This is a genomic window from Bradyrhizobium sp. CCGUVB23, from assembly GCF_024199885.1.
Taxonomy (GTDB): Bacteria; Pseudomonadota; Alphaproteobacteria; order Rhizobiales; family Xanthobacteraceae; genus Bradyrhizobium.
In genome coordinates this window covers 5,650,407-5,668,210 of sequence record NZ_JANADQ010000001.1, presented here as the reverse complement: position 1 = coordinate 5,668,210, position 17,804 = coordinate 5,650,407, and the positions used below count along the sequence as shown (strand labels likewise).

The following is a 17,804-nucleotide window of genomic DNA, read 5'->3' as shown; positions in this document are numbered from 1 at the left end:
GCCTCCGCGCCGGCGATGATCTGCGCGTGCCGGCCTTAAAGTCGCTCACTGTCCTTGTCGTTCCAGTCGGCACCGTGGAGGCGGGCCATCTCGCGATGGGCGCGGTTCATGAAGCTGAGCTCGACTCGTCGCCAGACGATGAATGAGGCGACAAGGCCGAGGCTGCACGCGAGATAGTTGTTCATGAGTTCCGCAAGAATATTGCTGCCGACGACCGCCGCGAAAGCGAGCGCCGCGGCAGCAATCCGAAAGGTTCTAAACACGGTGGCCCCTGCCCTTGTGAAAGGGGGCCTCCAGCATCACAACCACTGCGATAGACTTGGCGCTCGCTAGAGGCGCCATCGTCTCTCCACGAGTGCCCGGACGCGGACGCCGCTTACCAGCTCACTTTCAGCGATCCCGTGCCGGCGTAGCTCTGGCTGCCCTTCGCAAATTCGCCGGTGAAGCGGGCGGACAGTTCGGACCAGTGGCTGAGGGGAAGGCGCGAGCCGACTTCGACCCGGCCGGCGTCGGACGCCGCGCGCGCACCTTCAACGGTGAACGCCGGGGTCGGCACCGCGATCAGCGACGCCGTGACGTCGCGGGTCGGCGAGAACTCGTGCACCCAGGCCACGTTTGCGAACGGCATCCAGACCATGCCGTTGCCGACGTTGAAGCGGCCGTCGAACTTGGTGCCGAGGAAGACCGGCAGCGAGGAGACGTTGTGCGACGCGTAACTCAAGCCGAGGACGCCCGTTCCGGTCCCGGCGGTGCTGGTTTCGGTATAGGCCGCCTGCCAGAGACGCGCGGCCTGCACGGCTGCGAATGGCGTGACCGACACGCGGCTGAAGTCATAGGTGCGGCCGATCTCGAGCCGTCCGCCGAGCTGGTCGCTGCCGAACGAGCCCTTGGCGATCTCGTCGGCACCAATGCCGGTGATGGTCCGCGTGGTGGCGTTGTTGAAATGGCTGTAGGCGAGTTGTGCCGAGACGTAAGTCGCGCCGAATTTCTGCATCGCATAGCCGCCGACATGGGCGCCATCGACCCGGCCGGAGGTGGCGCGATCGTCGACGTTGAACGTCGCGCTGGAGCCACCGACGGCGATGCCGACCAGGCGGTCGGGACCAAACAGATGATCGACGCCAGCCGCACCGCCCGCGGCGCGATCGCGAAAGCCCGCGATACCAGCCGTTGCGTCGCCGGTGAGCGACCGGCCGGCGCCGAAGCCCGACGCCCAGACATTCCATTGTGGCTGCGCAAGCGGCGGCGCCTTCAGCGCGTTGAACGCCGAGGTCACCGGCCGTTCCGCGGCGTAGCCGAGCGCGCCGCTACCTGCGGCCTCGCCGCGATGACCGGTGCGCCACGCGTCCATCTGGCCGTCCATGGTCTGGCCGAACAGGGAGCCGGCGGCGAAGGCGGTGTTCTGGGTGCCGCTGGTGCCCTCGCCCGAGAGCTGGTCGAGCACCCTCACCGAGCCGGCCGGGAGCAGTTGTGAATAGAGCGTCGCGGCCGCGCCCGTCAGTGCTGGCGAATAGCCGGCTTCGAGCGCATTGCCCACCGCACGCTGGTTGGCGGTCTCGCCCGCGACCGCGCCGAAGGCCTGGCGGGTCAGGGTCAGGTCGACGGAGGCGGCGTTGTAGGTCGCGGCTGCGGTGAAGAAGACCGACGACGAGGTGACGCTGGCAAACTGGCCGGTGACCGAGGTGATGGTCTGGACCACGTCGGTGTAGGTGGTCGACGACTGATAGAGCCCCGGCTGGAGCACCGCACGCAAGGTGCCGTCGAGCTTGACCTGGCCGTCGGTCAAGAGCCCGTCACGAAGGCCTGCATTGTCGACGCGCAGCGTCAGCGTGCCCTGTGCGGTCTGGGTAAACGTGCCGCCGACGTAGAAGATGGCCGGTATGAGCGGCGTTCCCGGGTCGCTGATCGTGATCAACCCGGAATTGGTCAGGCTGACGCCACCACCGCCCAGGAGAAAAAGCTGTCCGTCCAGCGTGCCGTTATTGGTGATGGTGGCGCCGGTCGTGCCGAGGGAGAGCAGCGAATAGCCGTTCCGACCGCCCCTGATCGTACCGTTGTTGGTGATGATATCGTTGATGCCCTCAATATCCACCGCGGTTCCGTTCGTGCCGGACGCATAGATCGTGCCATTGTTCGTCACCGTCGTACCAACGTTCCAGACGGTGACGCCGAGTCCATCCTTGCCGAGCGCGGTGATGGTGCCCGTATTGATGAGCGTGTCGTCGGTCTGCAGGGCGATCCCCGTCGCGTTGGAGCCGGTGTTGCTGCCTACCGTGATGACACCCGAATTCTGGATGATGTCACCGCCGTTCGTGACAATGCCGTATGATCCTACTCCGGCGAGCGTGATGGTGCCGGAATTGGTGATCGTATTGCCACTCCCGGCGTCCCCGATACCGGTGGCGCCTTGCGCCGTCGCGTTGATCATCCCCGTATTGGAAAGAGCGTTGTTATTTCCGAGCGCGAACATGGCGGTAGAGCCGGCACCCACCGTCATCGTACCGGTGTTGGTAAAGTTGTTGTTGTCTAAACCCTGCATGCCGAGACTACCGTCGCCAACGGCGATGGTGCCACTGTTGATCGCGGTGTTGCCGCTGCCGAGATTGATCGCCGTCTGTCCGTTGCCCACCGTGATCGAGGCGGTCGGCTGGACTGTCAGCGCCAGACTGTTCTCGGTGCCCGTGCCGAATCCGGTGCTGCTCGCGCCATCACAGGTGACGGTGCTGCCCGACTGCACACAGGCGGCGACCGCCTGCCTTGCGGGGATCGCGACCGTTACGGCTGCTGACAGCAACAACAAAGAGGCGAGCGTTGGGACGCGCTCAGATCGCGCTTTGGCGATGAATGCCGGCAGTTGCTCAGTCTTCATCCGCGCCGCGTCACTTCTCGATTTCATCAATTTCCCCCCACTCGCCGCCGAAGCGGCCGTCGCCAGCAAACGGTCCTGATTGACGCCCTCACCGATCCGAATCAGAACCTGATCGCAAATGTGCCCTTGACGCTCTGGCCGGTCGCTCTCCCCGCGAAGGCGCCCCCGAACGTCGCGGTCGGGGTGATGGCGAGATCGAGCCCGGCTTCGACGAGCGCGGCTTCGCGCGCGATCGGCACGCCGGCAACGTTGAAGTCGGAGCCGCCTTGGAAGGCGACGGTCGACAGCGGCGTAGCGTGGCGCCAGCCCAGCGTCCCGCACGCGGTGATACGTGCGCACTCCTCCCGATATAGACTCCGCCAACTCCTTTTCAGGCTGGTGAGAAATTCGAGCTCTCGTTCAGTAGGAAACAACACGACCACCCCCTATCGCTGCAGTTGCGTACCCGTCTCTCCATGCTCACCAGCTCACCTTGAGCGCGCCCATGCCGGCGTAGCTCTGGCCTGCGCTCGAAAACTCGCCGGTGAAACGTGCGGACAGTTCCGACCAGTGGTTGAGGGCGAGGCGCGAGCCGACTTCGACCCGGCCAGCATCGGATGCCGCGCGCGCGCCTTCGACAGTGAACGCCGGGGCCTGCAAGGTGATCAACGATGCCGTGACGTCGCGGGTCGGAGAGAATTCGTGCACCCAGGCTACCTTTGCGAATGGCATCCACATCATGCCGTTGCCGACATTGAAGCGGCCGTCGAACTTGGTGCCGAGGAACACCGGCAGCGAGGAGACAGTGCGCGAGGCGTAGCTCAGGCCAAGCACGCCGGGGCCGGTGCCGGTGACGCTGGTTTCGGTGTAGGCAGCCTGCCAAAGTTGCGCGGCCTGAATCGCCGCATATGGCGTCACCGAGACGGGCGTGAAGTCGTAGGTGCGCCCGATCTCGAGCCGCCCGCCGAGCTGATCACTGCCGAACGAGCCCTTGGCGGTCTCATCAGCCCCGATGCCGGTGATGGTGCGCGTGGTGGCGTTGTTGAAGTGGCTGTAGGCGAGCTGCGCCGAGACGTAAGTCGCGCCGAAGCGCTGCATCGCATAGGCGCCGACATGGGCGCCGTCGAGCCTGCCCGAGGTGGCACGATCATCGACGCTGAAGGTCGCACTCGAGCCGCCGGCGGCGATGCCGACCAGCAGGTCGGGATTGAGGAGATGATCGACCCCGATGGAGCCACCCGCGACGCGGTCGCTGAAGCCTGCACTGCCAACCGTCGCATTGCCCGAGAGCGACTGGCCGGCGCCGAAGCCAGACGCCCAGGCATTCCATTGCGGCTGAGCAAGCGGCGGCGCCTTCAGCGCGTTGAAGGCCGAGGTCGTCGGCGATTCCGCGGCGTAGCCGAGCGCACCGGCGCCCGTAACGTCGCCGCGGTGGCCGGTGCGCCACGCGTCCATCTGGACGTCCATGGTCTGGCCGAACATGCTGCCGGCGGCAAAGGCAGTGTTCTGGGTGCCGCTGGTGCCCTCACCCGAGAGCTTGTCGAGCACGCCCAACGAACCGGCAGGGAGGAGCTGCGAATAGAGCGTCGCGGCGGCGCCCGTGAGCGACAGCGAATAGCCGGCCTCGAGCGCGTTGCCGACCGCGCGCTGGTTCGCGGTTTCGCCGGCCACCGCGCCGAATCCCTGACGCGTCAGGGTCAGGTCGACGGAGCTGGCGTTGTAGGTCGCGGCGGCGGTGAAGAAGACCGACGATGCGGTGACGCTCGCGAACTGCCCGGTCACGGGGCCTGAGCTCTGCACGACGCCGGCATAGGTCGTCGTCGTCTGGTAGAGCCCCGCCTGCACCACCGCACGCAAGGTGCCGCCGAGCTGGGCGGAATTGGCAAGCAGACCGTCGCTGTTGCCCGCACTGTCGACGCGGAGCGCCAGCGTGCCCTGCGCCGTCTGCGTGAACGCGCCGCCGAAGAGGATGTTGCCTTGCCCAAGCGCCGTCGCCGCATCGGTGATGGTGATCAGCCCGTTGTTGGTCAAGCTGTTGCTGGTGCCGGGGCCCAGGAAGAAAATGGCGCCGTCGAGCGTGCCGTTATTGGTGACGACGTTGCCGATGGACCCGGGGGAGAACAGCGAATAGCCGTTCGAGCCCCCCTTGATGGCGCCGCTGTTGGTCACGGTATTGCCGCTGGCCCCAACTAGGACACCTATGCTGCTCATCCCGGCGGCCGTGATCGAGCCGGTGTTGGTAAGGTTGTTGTTCGACGCCAAGAAGAGCCCGATACTGTTGGCGCCGTTGCTGCCTCCGACCGTGATAGTGCCGGAGTTCACGATAGTATCGGTGTTGGTGGCCCTGATGCCGTCCGATGCCGATGGCGCTGACCCCCGTGGAGGTGATCGTACCGGTATTGGTGAAGACGTTGTTGGTGCCTAACGCGGCCATCGCCCATGAGTTGGAGCCTATCGCTATCGTGCCGGCGTTGGTGAAGGTGTTGTTGTTGAGGCCCTCCATGCCCGTGAAGCCCACGCTCGTGATGCTGCCGCTGTTGAGCACGGTGTTGCCGTCGGCGACGTAGATCGCGGGCTGCGCCGGGCCGACCGTGATCGAGGCGTTCGACTGGACCGTCACGGTCAGGTTGTTTTCAACGCCGGTACCGAAGCCGGTGGTGCTCGCGCCGTCACAGCTCACGGTGCTGCCGGACTGCACGCAGGCGGCTGCGACTGGGCCGGTCGAGATTGTGACCGCAGCGGCCACCGTGAGAGAAAAAGAAGCGGCTAGCGTCAAAGATCGCCCAGCCCACTGCCCGGAGTTCGGCTTCGTCAGGTACACCGTCTTGATCTGCATCGCGTCGTTTCTCGTTCTCATCGGTCATTCCCAAGTCTTGCGGCCGAAGCAGCCGTCGGATGGCAAAATTGGCCGGAGCGCGCACAGTCGTCCCGGGAGCAAATTCGTCGTTTGGATTGGTGGAGGCCGCATCGCCGGTGGTTGCCCTCACCGATCCTCATCAGAACCTCACCGCAAACGTGCCCTTCACGCTCTGGTCGGTCGCGCTTCTCGCGAACTGGCCGCCACAGGCGACGCCGAGTACCCGTCTCTCCATGCTCACCAGCTCACCTTGAGCGCGCCCATGCCGGCATAGCTCTGGCCGACCCTGGAGAACTCGCCGGTGAAACGTCCCGACAATTCCGTCGAGTGGTTCAAGGCCAGGCGGGAGCCGAGTTCGATCCGACCGGCGTCGGACGCCGCGCGCGCGCCTTCGACGGTGAACGCCGGGGCCTGCAACGTGATCAACGATGCCGTGACGTCGCGGGTCGGCGAGAATTCGTGCACCCAGGCCACGTTGGCGAACGGCATCCACATCATGCCGTTGCCGACATTGAAGCGGCCGTCGAACTTGGTGCCGAGGAACACCGGCAGCGAGGAGACGAAGCGCGAGGTGTAGCTCAATCCGAGGACGCCCGGCGCGGTCCCGGCGGTGCTGGTTTCGGTATAGGCCGCCTGCCACAGCCGCGCGGCCTGCACGGCCGCGAACGGCGTCACTGACACCTGACTGAAATCATAGGTGCGGCCGATCTCCAGGCGCCCGCCGAGTTGGTCGCTGCCGAACGATCCCTTGGCGATCTCGTCCGCGCCGATGCCGGTGATGGTGCGCGTGGTGGAGTTGTTGAAGTGGCTGTAGGCGAGTTGCGCCGAGACGTAAGCAGCGCCGAACCGCTGCATCGCATAGCCGCCGACATGGGCGCCATCGAGCCTGCCCGAGGTGGCACGATCGTCGACGCTGAAGGTCGCACTGGAGCCGCCGGCGGCGATGCCGACCAGCAGGTCCGGATTGAGGAGATGATCGACGCCGATCGAGCCGCCCGCGACGCGGTCGCTGAAGCTTGCGCTGCCGACCGCCGCATCGCCCGACAGCGACTGACCGGCGCCGAAGCCCGACGCCCAGGCGTGCCATTGCGGCTCGACCAGCGGCGGCGCCTTCAGCGCGTTGAAGACCGAGGTGACCGGCCGCTCCGAGGCGTAGCCGAGCGCGCCGCTGCCTGCGGCCTCGCCGCGATGACCGGTGCGCCACGCGTCCATCTGGTCGTCCATGGTCCGGCCGAACATGCTGCCGGCGGCAAAGGCGGTGTTCTGGGTGCCGCTGGTGCCCTCGCCCGAAAGCTGGTCGAGCACGCGGACCGAGCCGGCCTGGAGGAGCTGCGAATAGAACGTCGCGGTGGCGCCCGTGAGCGACGGCGAATAGCCGGCCTCGAGCGCATTGCCGACCGCACGCTGGTTGGCCGTTTCACCCGCAACCGCGCCGAACCCCTGACGCGTCAGGGTCAGGTCGACGGAGTTGGTGCTGTAGGTCGCAGCCGCCGTGAAGAAGGCCGAGGACGAGATGACGCTCGAAAATTGCCCAGCAACCGAAGTGCCGCTCTGCACGACGTTCGTATAGGTGGTCGACGAGCCATACAGGCCGGGCTGCAACACCGCACGCAAGGTGCCGCCGAGCTGGGCGGAATTGGCAAGCAGGCCATCGCTGTTGCCCGCATTGTCGACGCGGAGCGCCAGCGTGCCCTGCGCCGTCTGCGTGAACGCGCCGCCGAACGCGATGTTGCCTTGCCCAAGCACCATCGCCGCATCGGTGATGGTGATCAGCCCGTTGTTGGTCAAGCTGTTGCTGGTGCCGGCGCCCAGGAAGAACATGGCGCCGTCGAGTGTGCCGTTGTTGGTGATGACGTTGCCGGTGGTCCCGGGGGAGAACAGCGAATGGCCATTCGAGCCCCCCTTGATGGTGCCGGTGTTGACGAGCGTATTGCCGTTGCCGTCAATGCGGACCCCGAAGCCGTGGGTGCCGGTTGCGACGATCGTCCCGCTGTTGGTCACGCTGTTCCCGTCACCCGCAACCAAGACACCTGTGCTGCTCGTCCCTGCGGCCGTGATCGAGCCGGTGTTGGTAAAATTGTTGTTCATCGTCAGGATGACACCGGCACTGTGGGCGCCGTTGCTGCCGCCGACCGTGATGGTGCCGGAGTTCAGGATGGTATTGATATCGCTGGCCCAGATGCCGGTCGAGAGAGCGCCGGTCAGGGTGATGGCGCCGGAATTGCTCACCGTGTTGCCGGTGCCTGCAGCGTAGATGCCGATGGTGTTGACCCCCGTGGAGGTGATCGTGCCGGTATTGGTGAGGACGTTGTTGTCGGTGAACCCGACCATCCCCCACGAGGTGGAGCCAATCGTTATCGTGCCGGCATTGGTGAAGGTGTTGTTGCTTACGCCCTGCATGCCCGCGCTGAAGTCGCCGATCGTGATGCTCCCGCTGTTGAGCACGGTGTTGCCGTCGGCGACGTTGATCGCGGGCTGCGCCGGGCCGATCGTGATCGAGGCGTTCGACTGGACCGTCACGGTCAGGTTGTTTTCAACGCCGGTACCGAAGCCGGTGGTGCTCGCGCCGTCACAGCTCACGGTGCTGCCCGACTGCACGCAGGCGGCGAACGCCGGCCTTGCGGGGATCGCGACCATTGCGGCCGCCGATAACAGGAACGGAGCGGCGAACGTCGGGACGCGCCCGAGTCGTACCGTGGCGGCGAATGCCGGCAACACGCCACGGAGGCCGTCGGGTCGAATGGATTTGGCGCAAGCGAAGTTGATCATTATGCAGACTCTCGGGCGAACTTGTTGGTGGAAGCGTTTGGCGAATCCGGCGAATTGGTGTTCCGCAAGAACGATAGTCGGCAACACGCAGGCGGGCTTGGACCGGATCGAACAACGACTAGGCTTGCGCGCTACACATCGCCGGGTTCGCGGCGTGTGTTGCGGAACGACCACACGGACTGGGGCGTCAAGGGACGAAGCCGTTGCGCGCCGGCCGCGTTCGGATGTCCGACGGCGTCGCGCCGTAGTAGCGGCGAAAGGATCGGTTGAAATAGGACAGGTCGCCGAAGCCGCATTCGAAGGCGATGACGCTGATCTGCCGATCGACGAAGGTGGGATCGACCAGCATGCGATAGGCGCGGCTCAGCCGTTGCATCAGAACGAAATGGCTGAGGCTGGTGCCGTCATTGTCGAACAGCTTGCGGATGTAGGCCGGCGAAATGCCATGCCGCAGAGCGAGCGTTTCCGCGGAGAGGTCGCGCTGCATGATATTCGCGGTGATATCCGCTTTGAGCGCCTTGAGGCGCGCCGCGCGAACGCCGCGTCCGCTGGCGATATCTGCCGCTTCGCGCGTCGCGCCTACCGCCAACCCAACCAGATCCTGCAAATGAGTAGCGCACGCCGCCCTGAGGTGCGGTGTCGAGGCCTCAAGGTGCCCTTCCTGTAGAAGCGCGAGATAGTTACGGAGAAGACGCATCGGCGCCAGATCCGCCGGCAACGGGCGCATCAAGGCGTCGTCGACATCGGCAACAGGGATCAGCACGCGCGGAACGACGAGCGCCACGAAATCGATCGGCATCGCGTAGTCGCAGCTTCCAACCGAAGCATTGGACCAGAGCACCGCTTCGCCCTTGCGAAAAACCACCTCGCGCCCACGCTGGCTGATCGTCGCCTCGCCATGGGTCATCAGGGCAAAGACGAAATCGTCGCTGCCGTCCGCAACCAGGCTCGGCGTGCGCATCACCCGATTGGCGGAGCTGCTGATCGAAGCCATGGTGACACCGGGCAGGGCATGAATTTGCGCTTCGCTGCGGAAGGGCTCGCCCCGCGCCGGGTCCATCTCCATCTTGACGACCGAGCGGCCGAACACCTCGCGCCACGCCTCGATCTTGTCGTTGTCGGCGAAGGCATCGGTCGAAAACTTAAGATGCGACAAACGTTCTCCTCGCTCCCTCGATGCGCGGCATCATAAGAGCGAGTGAACGGCCCGGCTCGGACTCGACGGAACTCCGGTGCGGACTCAAGACAAAATCGTCTCCGGAGAGCGTGTTGTCGCGGTGTCGCGTCCCGCGACCACCGCTACAGCCTCCTGTTGGCGCCGGTCTGGTGATCCGCGACGCGAGCCTGGATGATCTTGTTGCCGAAATAGTTGGCGGCAAGGCCGATGCCGAGCGCGGCGAGGCTGCCGCCAAAACCGGGAATCATCGACGATGCAGCCACGGCCGCGCCCTTCGCCAGGACCTGCAAGGCGGTGCCATCGGTGAAGAAGCTGGGCAGCATGTCGAACACCGTCTGCAATTGCGGCCTGGCCTGGCGCGCGACGTCGGCCAGCTGGAGGACCTTGGTGAGGTCAGGGTTCTTCGTGAGCACGTCCGGCGGAATCAGCACCTTCAGCTGCTGCAGCACATTGGCGTTTTCCGGGGTGATCAGGTTCTTCAGGTCGACGGCTTGTAGCTGGCGGAGGCCTTCCTTGATCGGCTCGAGCTTGTCGGCCGGCTGTCCCGACGACAGGAATACCTGCAGGTCGCCCAGAAACTTGAACAAGCCTTGCGGCAATTGTCCGGTTGGCGCGGGCGTAACCGGCGCGCCTGCCGAATTCGCCATCTCGACGATGCCGCTGTTGCCGATGCCGAGCACACCGAGGATCGACGCGATCCACCCTGCTGTCTTGGTATGGTCCGCCTGCTTGACGGTCTGAGAGCCCATCTCGCGCAGATCGTCGGCCGTCGCCCGCACGCGCGCGGGATCGAGCGCACGCGGACGCGCGGTCTCGAATGCAGCGGCGGTCGCAGCATCCGCCACTCCTGTCAGCGGCAGATTGTTGTCGGCCTGGAACGCGAGCAGCGCCGCGCGCGTCAGCGGCCCGTAGTCGCCGTCGATCGCACCCGGTGGGTAGTTGAGACGCTGCAGTTGCTGCTGCACGAACGTCGCGCTGATCGATGACAGCGGTGCGTAATTGCCCGCCACGCCGGTGGTTTCGAATGCTGGCGCGCCCGCCGTGAGATGATCGAACGCCCCGAACTGCGGCCTTTGCGGATTGGAGTCATTCTGGTCGACGCTCAGGCCGCATAGCGTCGAAGGCAGGCGCTGACGCAGATTCCATTGCCCGGAGCGCAGGGAGGCGGCGGTGCCGTTGAAACCGCCCGACTGGGCGACCCAGGTGAACGACACCAGTCCGGCCTGCAGCAACGCCTGGCACACTGCGCCGCTGCCATAGACCCCGACCTGATAGCTGGCGCCGCCCGCCCCGCCCGTCAGGGCCTGCCGAACCGCACGAAAATACGGAACGATGCGCGTGCGGATGTCCGCGTCGGAGGCGTCATAGTCAACGGCGAAGTAAATCGCTGAACCGGAGGGTTGACTTATGACGTTCGCCGCATAATCGCGCGCGTAGGCGCCGTCCTGGGCACCCGCATCCTGCGAGAACGATGCTGCGGAATCGCCGGCGCCCTGGTAGACGACGGCAAGCCTCAGCCCCGCACGAATGATGGCGGCGGCTTCGTCGGGCGTCAGCCGTTTTTCGGCCTGCCGCGTGTTGCGGCAATAATAGCGGATGATGGTATCGACGCCGCTCTGCCTGAGGCTCGCCAGACGCGGAGTTGTCCGCATGTTGGTGTCAATGATCATGGCTCGCCCCCGAGTTGGACGGATTGGCCGTTACGGCCGACACATGAGGGTCTGGGTGAGTGTCGTTCATGGTCATCGGTTCGTGTTGGCGCCCGTGACGTGGTCGCGCGTGCGGGCCTCAATGACGCGATTGCTGAAGTAGTTGGCGGCAAGGCCAATCGCGAGCGTCGCCAGCGATCCGCCGAAGCCCGGGATCACGCTGCCCGCCACGGCCGACAGTCCCTTCGACAGGAGCTGAAGCGTCGAGTCGTTGGCGAACATCCCGGGCAAGGCGTCGAAGATGGTATGGAACTGGGTGAACCCGCGCGCGCCGTCGACGATCTGAAAGAAATTGGCGAGTGCCGGATTTGAGCTGATAACATTGGCGGGGATCAGCCCGCGGAGATTGTCGAGGATCTGGATATTTTCAGGCGACAGCAGCTGCTTGACGTTGAAATTCTGCAGCTGCTTGGCGGCATCGAGCACCTGCTGGGTGTTCGCCGGATCGGCACGCAGCTGCGGTGACGTCAACAGCTTCTGCACTTCCGCCAGGAATTGGGAAAGATTAGGCGCCGGGGGCGTCGCAACGTTGTTGTTGATCACCTGGACCGCGGCGCTGTTGCCGATGCCGAGCGCGCCGAGGATCGAGGAGATCCAGGCGGCGATCTTGGTGTTATCAGCGGCCTTGATCGTCTGCGAGCCGCTCGTCCGCAGATCGTCTGATGTCGCTGAGAGGCGATCGCGCGACAGCGGTCGCGGCTGCGGCCGGGCGAACGCGACCTGGGTGGCAGGATCGAGGACGCCGGTCGGAGAAACGTTGTTGTCGGCCTGGAACGCCAGCAGCGCCTCGCGCGTCAACGTGCCGAACTGGCCGTCGATCTCGCCCAGCGGATAGCCAAGCTCCGTCAGCTTGCGCTGCAGGCCCTCGACCAGCGCGCCCTTGTCGCCGAACCTGAGTTCGGTTGCTCCCAGGACGGGCGTCGTCTGCAGCTCCCGCTGCGGCACGACGTCCAGACCGACCTCTGGCGCTTCCGCCCATCCGAGCGCGGTCTGCCGGATCTCAGTGAGCCGGTTGAGCCAGCCGCGGCCGAACGTGTCGAAGATGGGAAGGCTGCGCAGATAGGATTCGTAAGCCGAGCAATAGTCCTCGACGAGCATTTTCTGATCGGCGGCAAGGCAGGCATCTATGGTGGGCGAATTCATGTGTCCGTCCAGAGCGAGCCCATTCTGCCCACGGGCCAGCGTCTGCTGCAGCAAACGGATGCCGCGCGTCGTCCCGCTCAGCACGGCCGTGTTGTAGACGACCTGGGCGGCCGGCAGCGGGATCTCGTCGCCATGCACCGGCGTCCAGTAGTTGGCGCGGAAGATCTGCAGCGCTTCGTCCCGCGTGAGGTTTCGCACGTCATCGGCGGTGACCGGCGCGTGCCGCCAGGCCGACAGGTCCTTCTGCGTAATGCCCATGTTGGTCGGCCCGCCGGGATCGCGCGGATGATTGGTGTAGCCGCCCTCCCATTTCTCGATCAGGGCGTGCACCTTCTCGAAGTTTCCGAGTGCGATGTCGCCTTGCAGGGGCGTCCCGCCGCCGCGCGTTTCCATCAGCCGTCCTGGCACCGGCCGGCCATTGACTAGCCCCTTCACGGAGCTCCAGTCGATGCCCGTCGCGAGATCGTCGGGTTTCACGTCGATCTCGAAATGCATGGTGTCCTTGATGTTGATCCAGTTGCCGCCCCACTCGAACACCCGCTTCTTGTTGACCGTCCTGATCGCAAGCACATCGTCGATCATGGCCTGGGTCATGTCGGTGTCGGCAAGGTTTCGCTTGACGTCCTGGGCGCGCAGATCCTGCGTCGGTTGGTCGGAAAAGCGGACCTTGCGCTGGTCCGAGGTCTCCTTGTACGGGTTCGTCGTCCAGTTGACGTCGAGTGCAATGCCGTAGGCGTGCAGGCTTTTCTCGCTGCCGCCGGTAATGGCGCGGCAATTGTAGCTGTCGGTATCGGTCGTCCTGATGTTGTAGCCATTGGCCGCTAGCACCATCGCCAGCGCCTGCCAGGCGTCAGCCGTCGGGGGCGCGACGAGGATCTCGTCGGGACCGAAGGAGATGCGGACCATCGCGTGCTGGTTGCACTCGAAGGTCTTCCAGTTTACGCGCTGCTGGGCGGTCGATTCGCTCATGCTGCCCCCTCCATCGCCTGCTCGTCAGCCACGGCACGGACCCGAGACAGGGGATGCGCTCGTTTAAAAAACTGCGCGCCGCGTGGGCAATCCAGCCCGTGCGACTTAAGGCCTTGCTCGAAATGGGCGTTCTACAAATGCAACCTTAGGGTACAGCAAGGACCGTCACAGCAGGTGTGAACTGGATCACTTGCGGCAAAACGTCCGGGGCGACGGCGTGCGGGGTCGTGCACGTTCCCCGCACAGGGGGACGCGAGGCGCAGGTGGTGGGGTAAGGCATCCCGCGATCAACACCGGGAGCAGCGGGCGCGCGACGGCTCCCAGTTCAGTTGCTGACCCGGTCCAGCTCGACGGAAACTTCGGAGGCCCAGGCGCCCGGCGATTCCAGCGCGAAGGACTGATGGTTGGCCTTGGTTCGAATGGTCACGAAAGCGGCGACGGTGTTGCCTTCGATCCTTGCTTCGACAAGTCCATCCGAGCTCTTCCCGGTGATCTTGCCGCCCTGGCGATACTCGCTTTCAAACCAGTTGCCCGAAATCGTGGAGCCGTCCTGCTCAATCTGGGCGGACAGCAGCATCTTGTAGGCATCGCTCGCGCATTTCAGCTCGAAGTTCATGGATTTTTCGGGCTTCTTGACCACGTAGCTTGCCTTGCAGCGAATTCGTTCGCGGCCCCCTTCCGAGAGCTTCATGGAACCGTTCCCGGACCAGGTCCCGGCAAGACCATCGATTGTTGCGCTCGCATGCGACGATGCCAGCAGCAGACAGCCAAGGACCGCCGCTCCTATCTGCCGCCTGTAACAGCCAATTCGTACCAACGCTCCGTACTCCCTGCGCCATTGGTTTTCGATACGGCTGGGTACTCCAAAAAATGAGTGTCCTAAAGATGTCCGATAGGTGACTGCTCTTGGCGGGCGGGGCCGCCAGCAACATTCGGCAACAAGAAAGCTCTGGTGCGCGACGGAAGGCACCCAAGGTTGCTTCTTTGGAGAGCTGCAACGCGAGACAACCACGCGTTAAAGATTTCTACCTAGTGATCGCTCCATGAATCTTCGTGGGTCATCAACCGGAGACATTCGCTCATGAAACGCCGTGACTTCCTGATCAGCGCATCCGCCGTCGGTTTTGCAGCGCCTGCGCTTTTCAGGGCGGCCGTGTTGCCGGCGCTGGCGCAGGCGCAGGCGCCTGCCGGAACAGCCATCGTGCGCGCGGCGATTTTCCCGGCGATCGGCTTTTCGCGCGTCGGCAATGGCGATGAATGGTTCCTCGCGCCTGAAGTGCCGGGCCTGATGAACGAGCCTGCGGGCGGATTCAAGCAGGGACCGAGCCGCATCAAGAAGCAGGTCCAGCGCTTTCGCGTGTACGGCTATGACGATCAGGGACGCGTCGTGCGCGAGCTCGGCGAGGCTGACGGCCTGCGATGGACCGTTTATGTGGCGAACAGCAAGGCGGCCTGGTACGGCTATTCGAACGCAATGGACGGCGGCGACAATGCGCCGGGCATTCCCGGCGCGTTGCGCAATGCCGCCATCGAGCCGGCCCACCGCGAAGAAATGCTGGTGATCGACGCCGGTCCCGTCCGGATCGACGGTGCTTCGAAGAACGCCGACGGCCGTGACGCGGCCTATCGCATGGCGGGTAAGTTCTGGAAGACGATGCCGGTGACGCTCGGTCATCTGCGCACCGACGAGGCCGGGCGGCTCTTGGTTTTTCCTGCCGACGGCATCTCCAATTCTGCCCTGCCGCAGAATCCGGTGCGCGACTTCACCAACAATGACGGGTGGCATGACGACTGGTGTGACGGCTGGGTGAAGGCCAGCGTCCGCCTCGGCGGCACGGACATGGCCTGCGAGCCGGCCTGGGTGGTCTGCTGCGGTCCGAAATTCGCGCCGCAGATCGAGCCGATCGTCAGCCTCTACGACGCGGCACGGGAAGCGATGATCGCGTCCGGACACCTGAAGCCACTGTCCGCTGCGGTGTCGTTCCGCCGGGACGTGCTTCCGATCCTGCGGCGCGCCGGCATGATGCAATGGATCGTACAGGCATCCTATCTCAGCAAGGCCTGGACCGATCTCGACGACCTGTCCGATCCCGCCGTCGTCCAGTCGCTTGCGGACCCCGCGGAGAAAGCGCGTCCCGCGCGCGAAAAGGTTCTGGCCGCCTTCCGCAAGCCCGGCGGCGAAGACCGGCGCTCCGACGCGCTGCCTCCGATGCTCGGGGATGGCGTCAACTTCCCGGGAAGCCCGACCGGCTGGCTCACGCTGACGCCGACCCAGTACCAGATCCTGATCCGCTGGGCCAAAGGCGAGTTCACCGACGACCTCAACGACGCGGCCGCCAACGCGGTCGAGAAGCTCGACGACATGCCATTGTCGCTCCGGCCGGAGGCGCTCACGCGTGCGGCATTGGATGCCTGCTCGGGTGGTGCATTCCATCCGGGCGTCGAGATCACATGGCCGATCCGCCATGCCGCGCTGTATCGGTCCACGACGGAAACTCCGCTCCCCTTCCGCATCGCGATCTCGACGCGGAAGAGCCTCGTGCAGGATGTCGGATTGCAGCTCAACCCGCAGAATGTCTTCGCCGGTCATCCCGATCGGAAGAACGATGGCGCACCGGTGGGGCCGCAGGCGCCGGGCGATCTCACGCGATGGATGGGCGTTCCCTGGCAGGGCGATGCATTCAGCTGCCAGTCCGTGCTGACGGCCGACGGTTTCCCGACACCGGTGTGGTGGCCTGCGCTGCTTCCGGTCGACGTCCTGCCGGAAGGTTTCTACAAGCAGATGATGCGCGCGGACCTCTCGGCGGAAGAGCGGCTGCGCTTCTATCACGCGCGGGTTGCCTGGTCGCGCGGTGCGGCCGGCACAGGCCTGCATGTCGAGGCCAGCTACACCGACGGATTGCGGCGAATGATCGCGCTATGGACGCAAATGGGTGTCGTCGTGCGCCGCGCCGGACCGAAGGACGTCCCGGGCATTCCCAAGGACGTCTTCGTCGAAGTGCAGCGCGGCACACTGGATCTTTCCGCGATCAAAGACCGCACCTAGGCGCGCATGCACCAGGTCGCGATCCTGGGCGCGGGAATGGCAGGGATGGCCTGTGCCCGCACCCTGCTCAGGCGGGGATGCCGTCCGCTTCTCATTGCGCCCGGTCATGACGTCGCCAATCGCGGCGAAACGCTTTCATTTCGCGCCTCTCCCCATCTCGAGAGTCTCGGCTGGCTTGGCTTGCTCGACGCGGAGACTGCGATCGCCTCTCAGGGGCGCTATTCGGTGTGGGGCAGCGCCACGTTGCGGCGGGATGCGTTTCACCAGGAGGGAGCGTCGGGCTGGCATATCGACCGGCAGCGGTTAGAGACCCGCATGGCCCGGACACTCGACGCCGACGGCCTCGTGCGGCAATGCGCCGGGGCCCGACGGCTCTCGCGGGCGCCGGACCACGTCGTTGTCGATCTTGCCGATGGCTCCTCGATCGAAGCCGAGTTCGTGATCGATTGCTCCGGCCGCGCCTCGGTCACATCCGGGGGCGAAGCGCCGCTTCGCCGTCTGGACAAGCTCGTGGCCTGCTATGGCATTTTCGAGCTCGAGCAAGATGTCGAAGCCGTGCCGGCGACGCTTGTCGAGGCTGTGGCGGCGGGATGGTGGTACATGTCCATGCTGCCAGGTGGCCGCATCCTGCTCTGCTTCTTTACGGATTCGGACTTGCTCCCGGCGGGCCTGCGCAAGGACATGACCTTGTGGGCCGACATGGTTTCGCACACTCATGCGATCTCGGCACGCGTGACGAGCCTGGGGATCGACGTGGCTGCGTGCGCGCAGCTCAAGTTCGCGCCGGCGAGCACCACCACCATGTCAGGGATGATCGACCATCGCATTGTCCGGGCGGGCGATGCCGCGACTGCGCTCGATCCGCTGGGAGCGAATGGCCTTGCTATCGCGCTGTGGAGCGGCATTCAGGCTGCCGAGAGTGTAGCCGGTGCGCTGGCGGGGGACACAACGGCATCCCGGCGCTACGAGCGACAGTTTCTGGAGGGGATCGCATCCTACCTGGCCACGCAGCGCGCAATGTATGCATCCGAACGTCGCTTTCCCGACGCGCCCTTCTGGCAGCGACGCAACGACATTTCGCTTGAGACCATCTCGTCTGACCTCGAGGCGTAACTAACGGCACGCTCCAAGCCGCCTGTCGGTCAAAACAAAAATGGCCCGCTTTCCAAGCGGGCCATTTTCACATCGGAACCGGCAAAGTCCGAACTTGGTTGCGGGGATAGGATTTGAACCTATGACCTTCAGGTTATGAGCCTGACGAGCTACCGGGCTGCTCCACCCCGCGT

Annotated in this window: 12 protein-coding genes and 1 tRNA gene; 2 read left to right on the top strand and 11 right to left on the bottom strand. The window is 65.0% G+C overall.

Annotated features, from left to right (window positions below):
* Positions 1–35 precede the first annotated feature (35 nt).
* The 10 genes from NLN62_RS26065 to NLN62_RS26020 all read right to left on the bottom strand — a co-directional run bounded on the left by NLN62_RS26065 (position 36) and on the right by NLN62_RS26020 (position 14,163).
* A complete protein-coding gene (locus NLN62_RS26065; RefSeq protein WP_027522204.1) occupies positions 36–263 on the bottom strand; it encodes a hypothetical protein in 228 nt (75 codons plus the stop codon).
* Between the two features lie 113 nt (positions 264–376).
* Positions 377–2,869: an autotransporter domain-containing protein gene (locus tag NLN62_RS26060; protein ID WP_254110714.1), complete on the bottom strand. Its 2,493-nt coding sequence runs from the start codon at positions 2,867–2,869 to the stop codon at positions 377–379.
* A gap of 101 nt (positions 2,870–2,970) precedes the next feature.
* The gene (locus NLN62_RS26055; RefSeq protein WP_254110712.1) at positions 2,971–3,285 is read right to left on the bottom strand and encodes an autotransporter domain-containing protein; all 315 of its coding nucleotides are present in this window, start codon (positions 3,283–3,285) and stop codon (positions 2,971–2,973) included.
* A gap of 43 nt (positions 3,286–3,328) precedes the next feature.
* Positions 3,329–5,017, bottom strand: a complete 1,689-nt coding sequence (locus NLN62_RS26050) for an autotransporter outer membrane beta-barrel domain-containing protein (RefSeq protein WP_254110710.1) — start codon at positions 5,015–5,017, stop codon at positions 3,329–3,331.
* Entirely contained in the window at positions 4,932–5,684 is a 753-nt protein-coding gene (locus NLN62_RS26045; RefSeq protein ID WP_254110708.1) for a hypothetical protein, read from the bottom strand. The genes NLN62_RS26050 and NLN62_RS26045 overlap by 86 nt, the downstream gene beginning before the upstream one ends.
* Before the next feature lie 258 nt (positions 5,685–5,942).
* Entirely contained in the window at positions 5,943–8,474 is a 2,532-nt protein-coding gene (locus tag NLN62_RS26040) for an autotransporter domain-containing protein (RefSeq protein WP_254110706.1), read from the bottom strand.
* A gap of 187 nt (positions 8,475–8,661) precedes the next feature.
* Positions 8,662–9,630: an AraC family transcriptional regulator gene (locus tag NLN62_RS26035; RefSeq protein ID WP_027522199.1), complete on the bottom strand. Its 969-nt coding sequence runs from the start codon at positions 9,628–9,630 to the stop codon at positions 8,662–8,664.
* 143 nt (positions 9,631–9,773) lie between these two features.
* The gene (locus NLN62_RS26030) at positions 9,774–11,321 is read right to left on the bottom strand and encodes a glycoside hydrolase domain-containing protein (RefSeq protein WP_254110704.1); all 1,548 of its coding nucleotides are present in this window, start codon (positions 11,319–11,321) and stop codon (positions 9,774–9,776) included.
* A gap of 72 nt (positions 11,322–11,393) precedes the next feature.
* Positions 11,394–13,472, bottom strand: a complete 2,079-nt coding sequence (locus NLN62_RS26025; RefSeq protein WP_254110702.1) for a glycosyl hydrolase 108 family protein — start codon at positions 13,470–13,472, stop codon at positions 11,394–11,396.
* A gap of 325 nt (positions 13,473–13,797) precedes the next feature.
* Positions 13,798–14,163 (bottom strand): hypothetical protein, encoded by a 366-nt coding sequence (locus NLN62_RS26020; RefSeq protein WP_245287986.1) that lies wholly within the window; start codon positions 14,161–14,163, stop codon positions 13,798–13,800.
* Between the two features lie 390 nt (positions 14,164–14,553).
* Between NLN62_RS26020 and goxA the strand changes: the two genes are divergently transcribed.
* A complete protein-coding gene (gene goxA / locus NLN62_RS26015) occupies positions 14,554–16,518 on the top strand; it encodes a CTQ-dependent glycine oxidase GoxA (protein WP_254110700.1) in 1,965 nt (654 codons plus the stop codon).
* A 6-nt stretch (positions 16,519–16,524) separates the two neighbouring features.
* Positions 16,525–17,631, top strand: coding sequence for an NAD(P)/FAD-dependent oxidoreductase (locus tag NLN62_RS26010; protein ID WP_254110698.1), 1,107 nt, complete (start codon positions 16,525–16,527; stop codon positions 17,629–17,631).
* Between the two features lie 95 nt (positions 17,632–17,726).
* On the opposite strand, the gene NLN62_RS26005 is transcribed toward NLN62_RS26010, so the two are convergent.
* Positions 17,727–17,803: transfer RNA gene (locus NLN62_RS26005), tRNA-Met, on the bottom strand.
* Position 17,804: the final 1 nt, after the last annotated feature.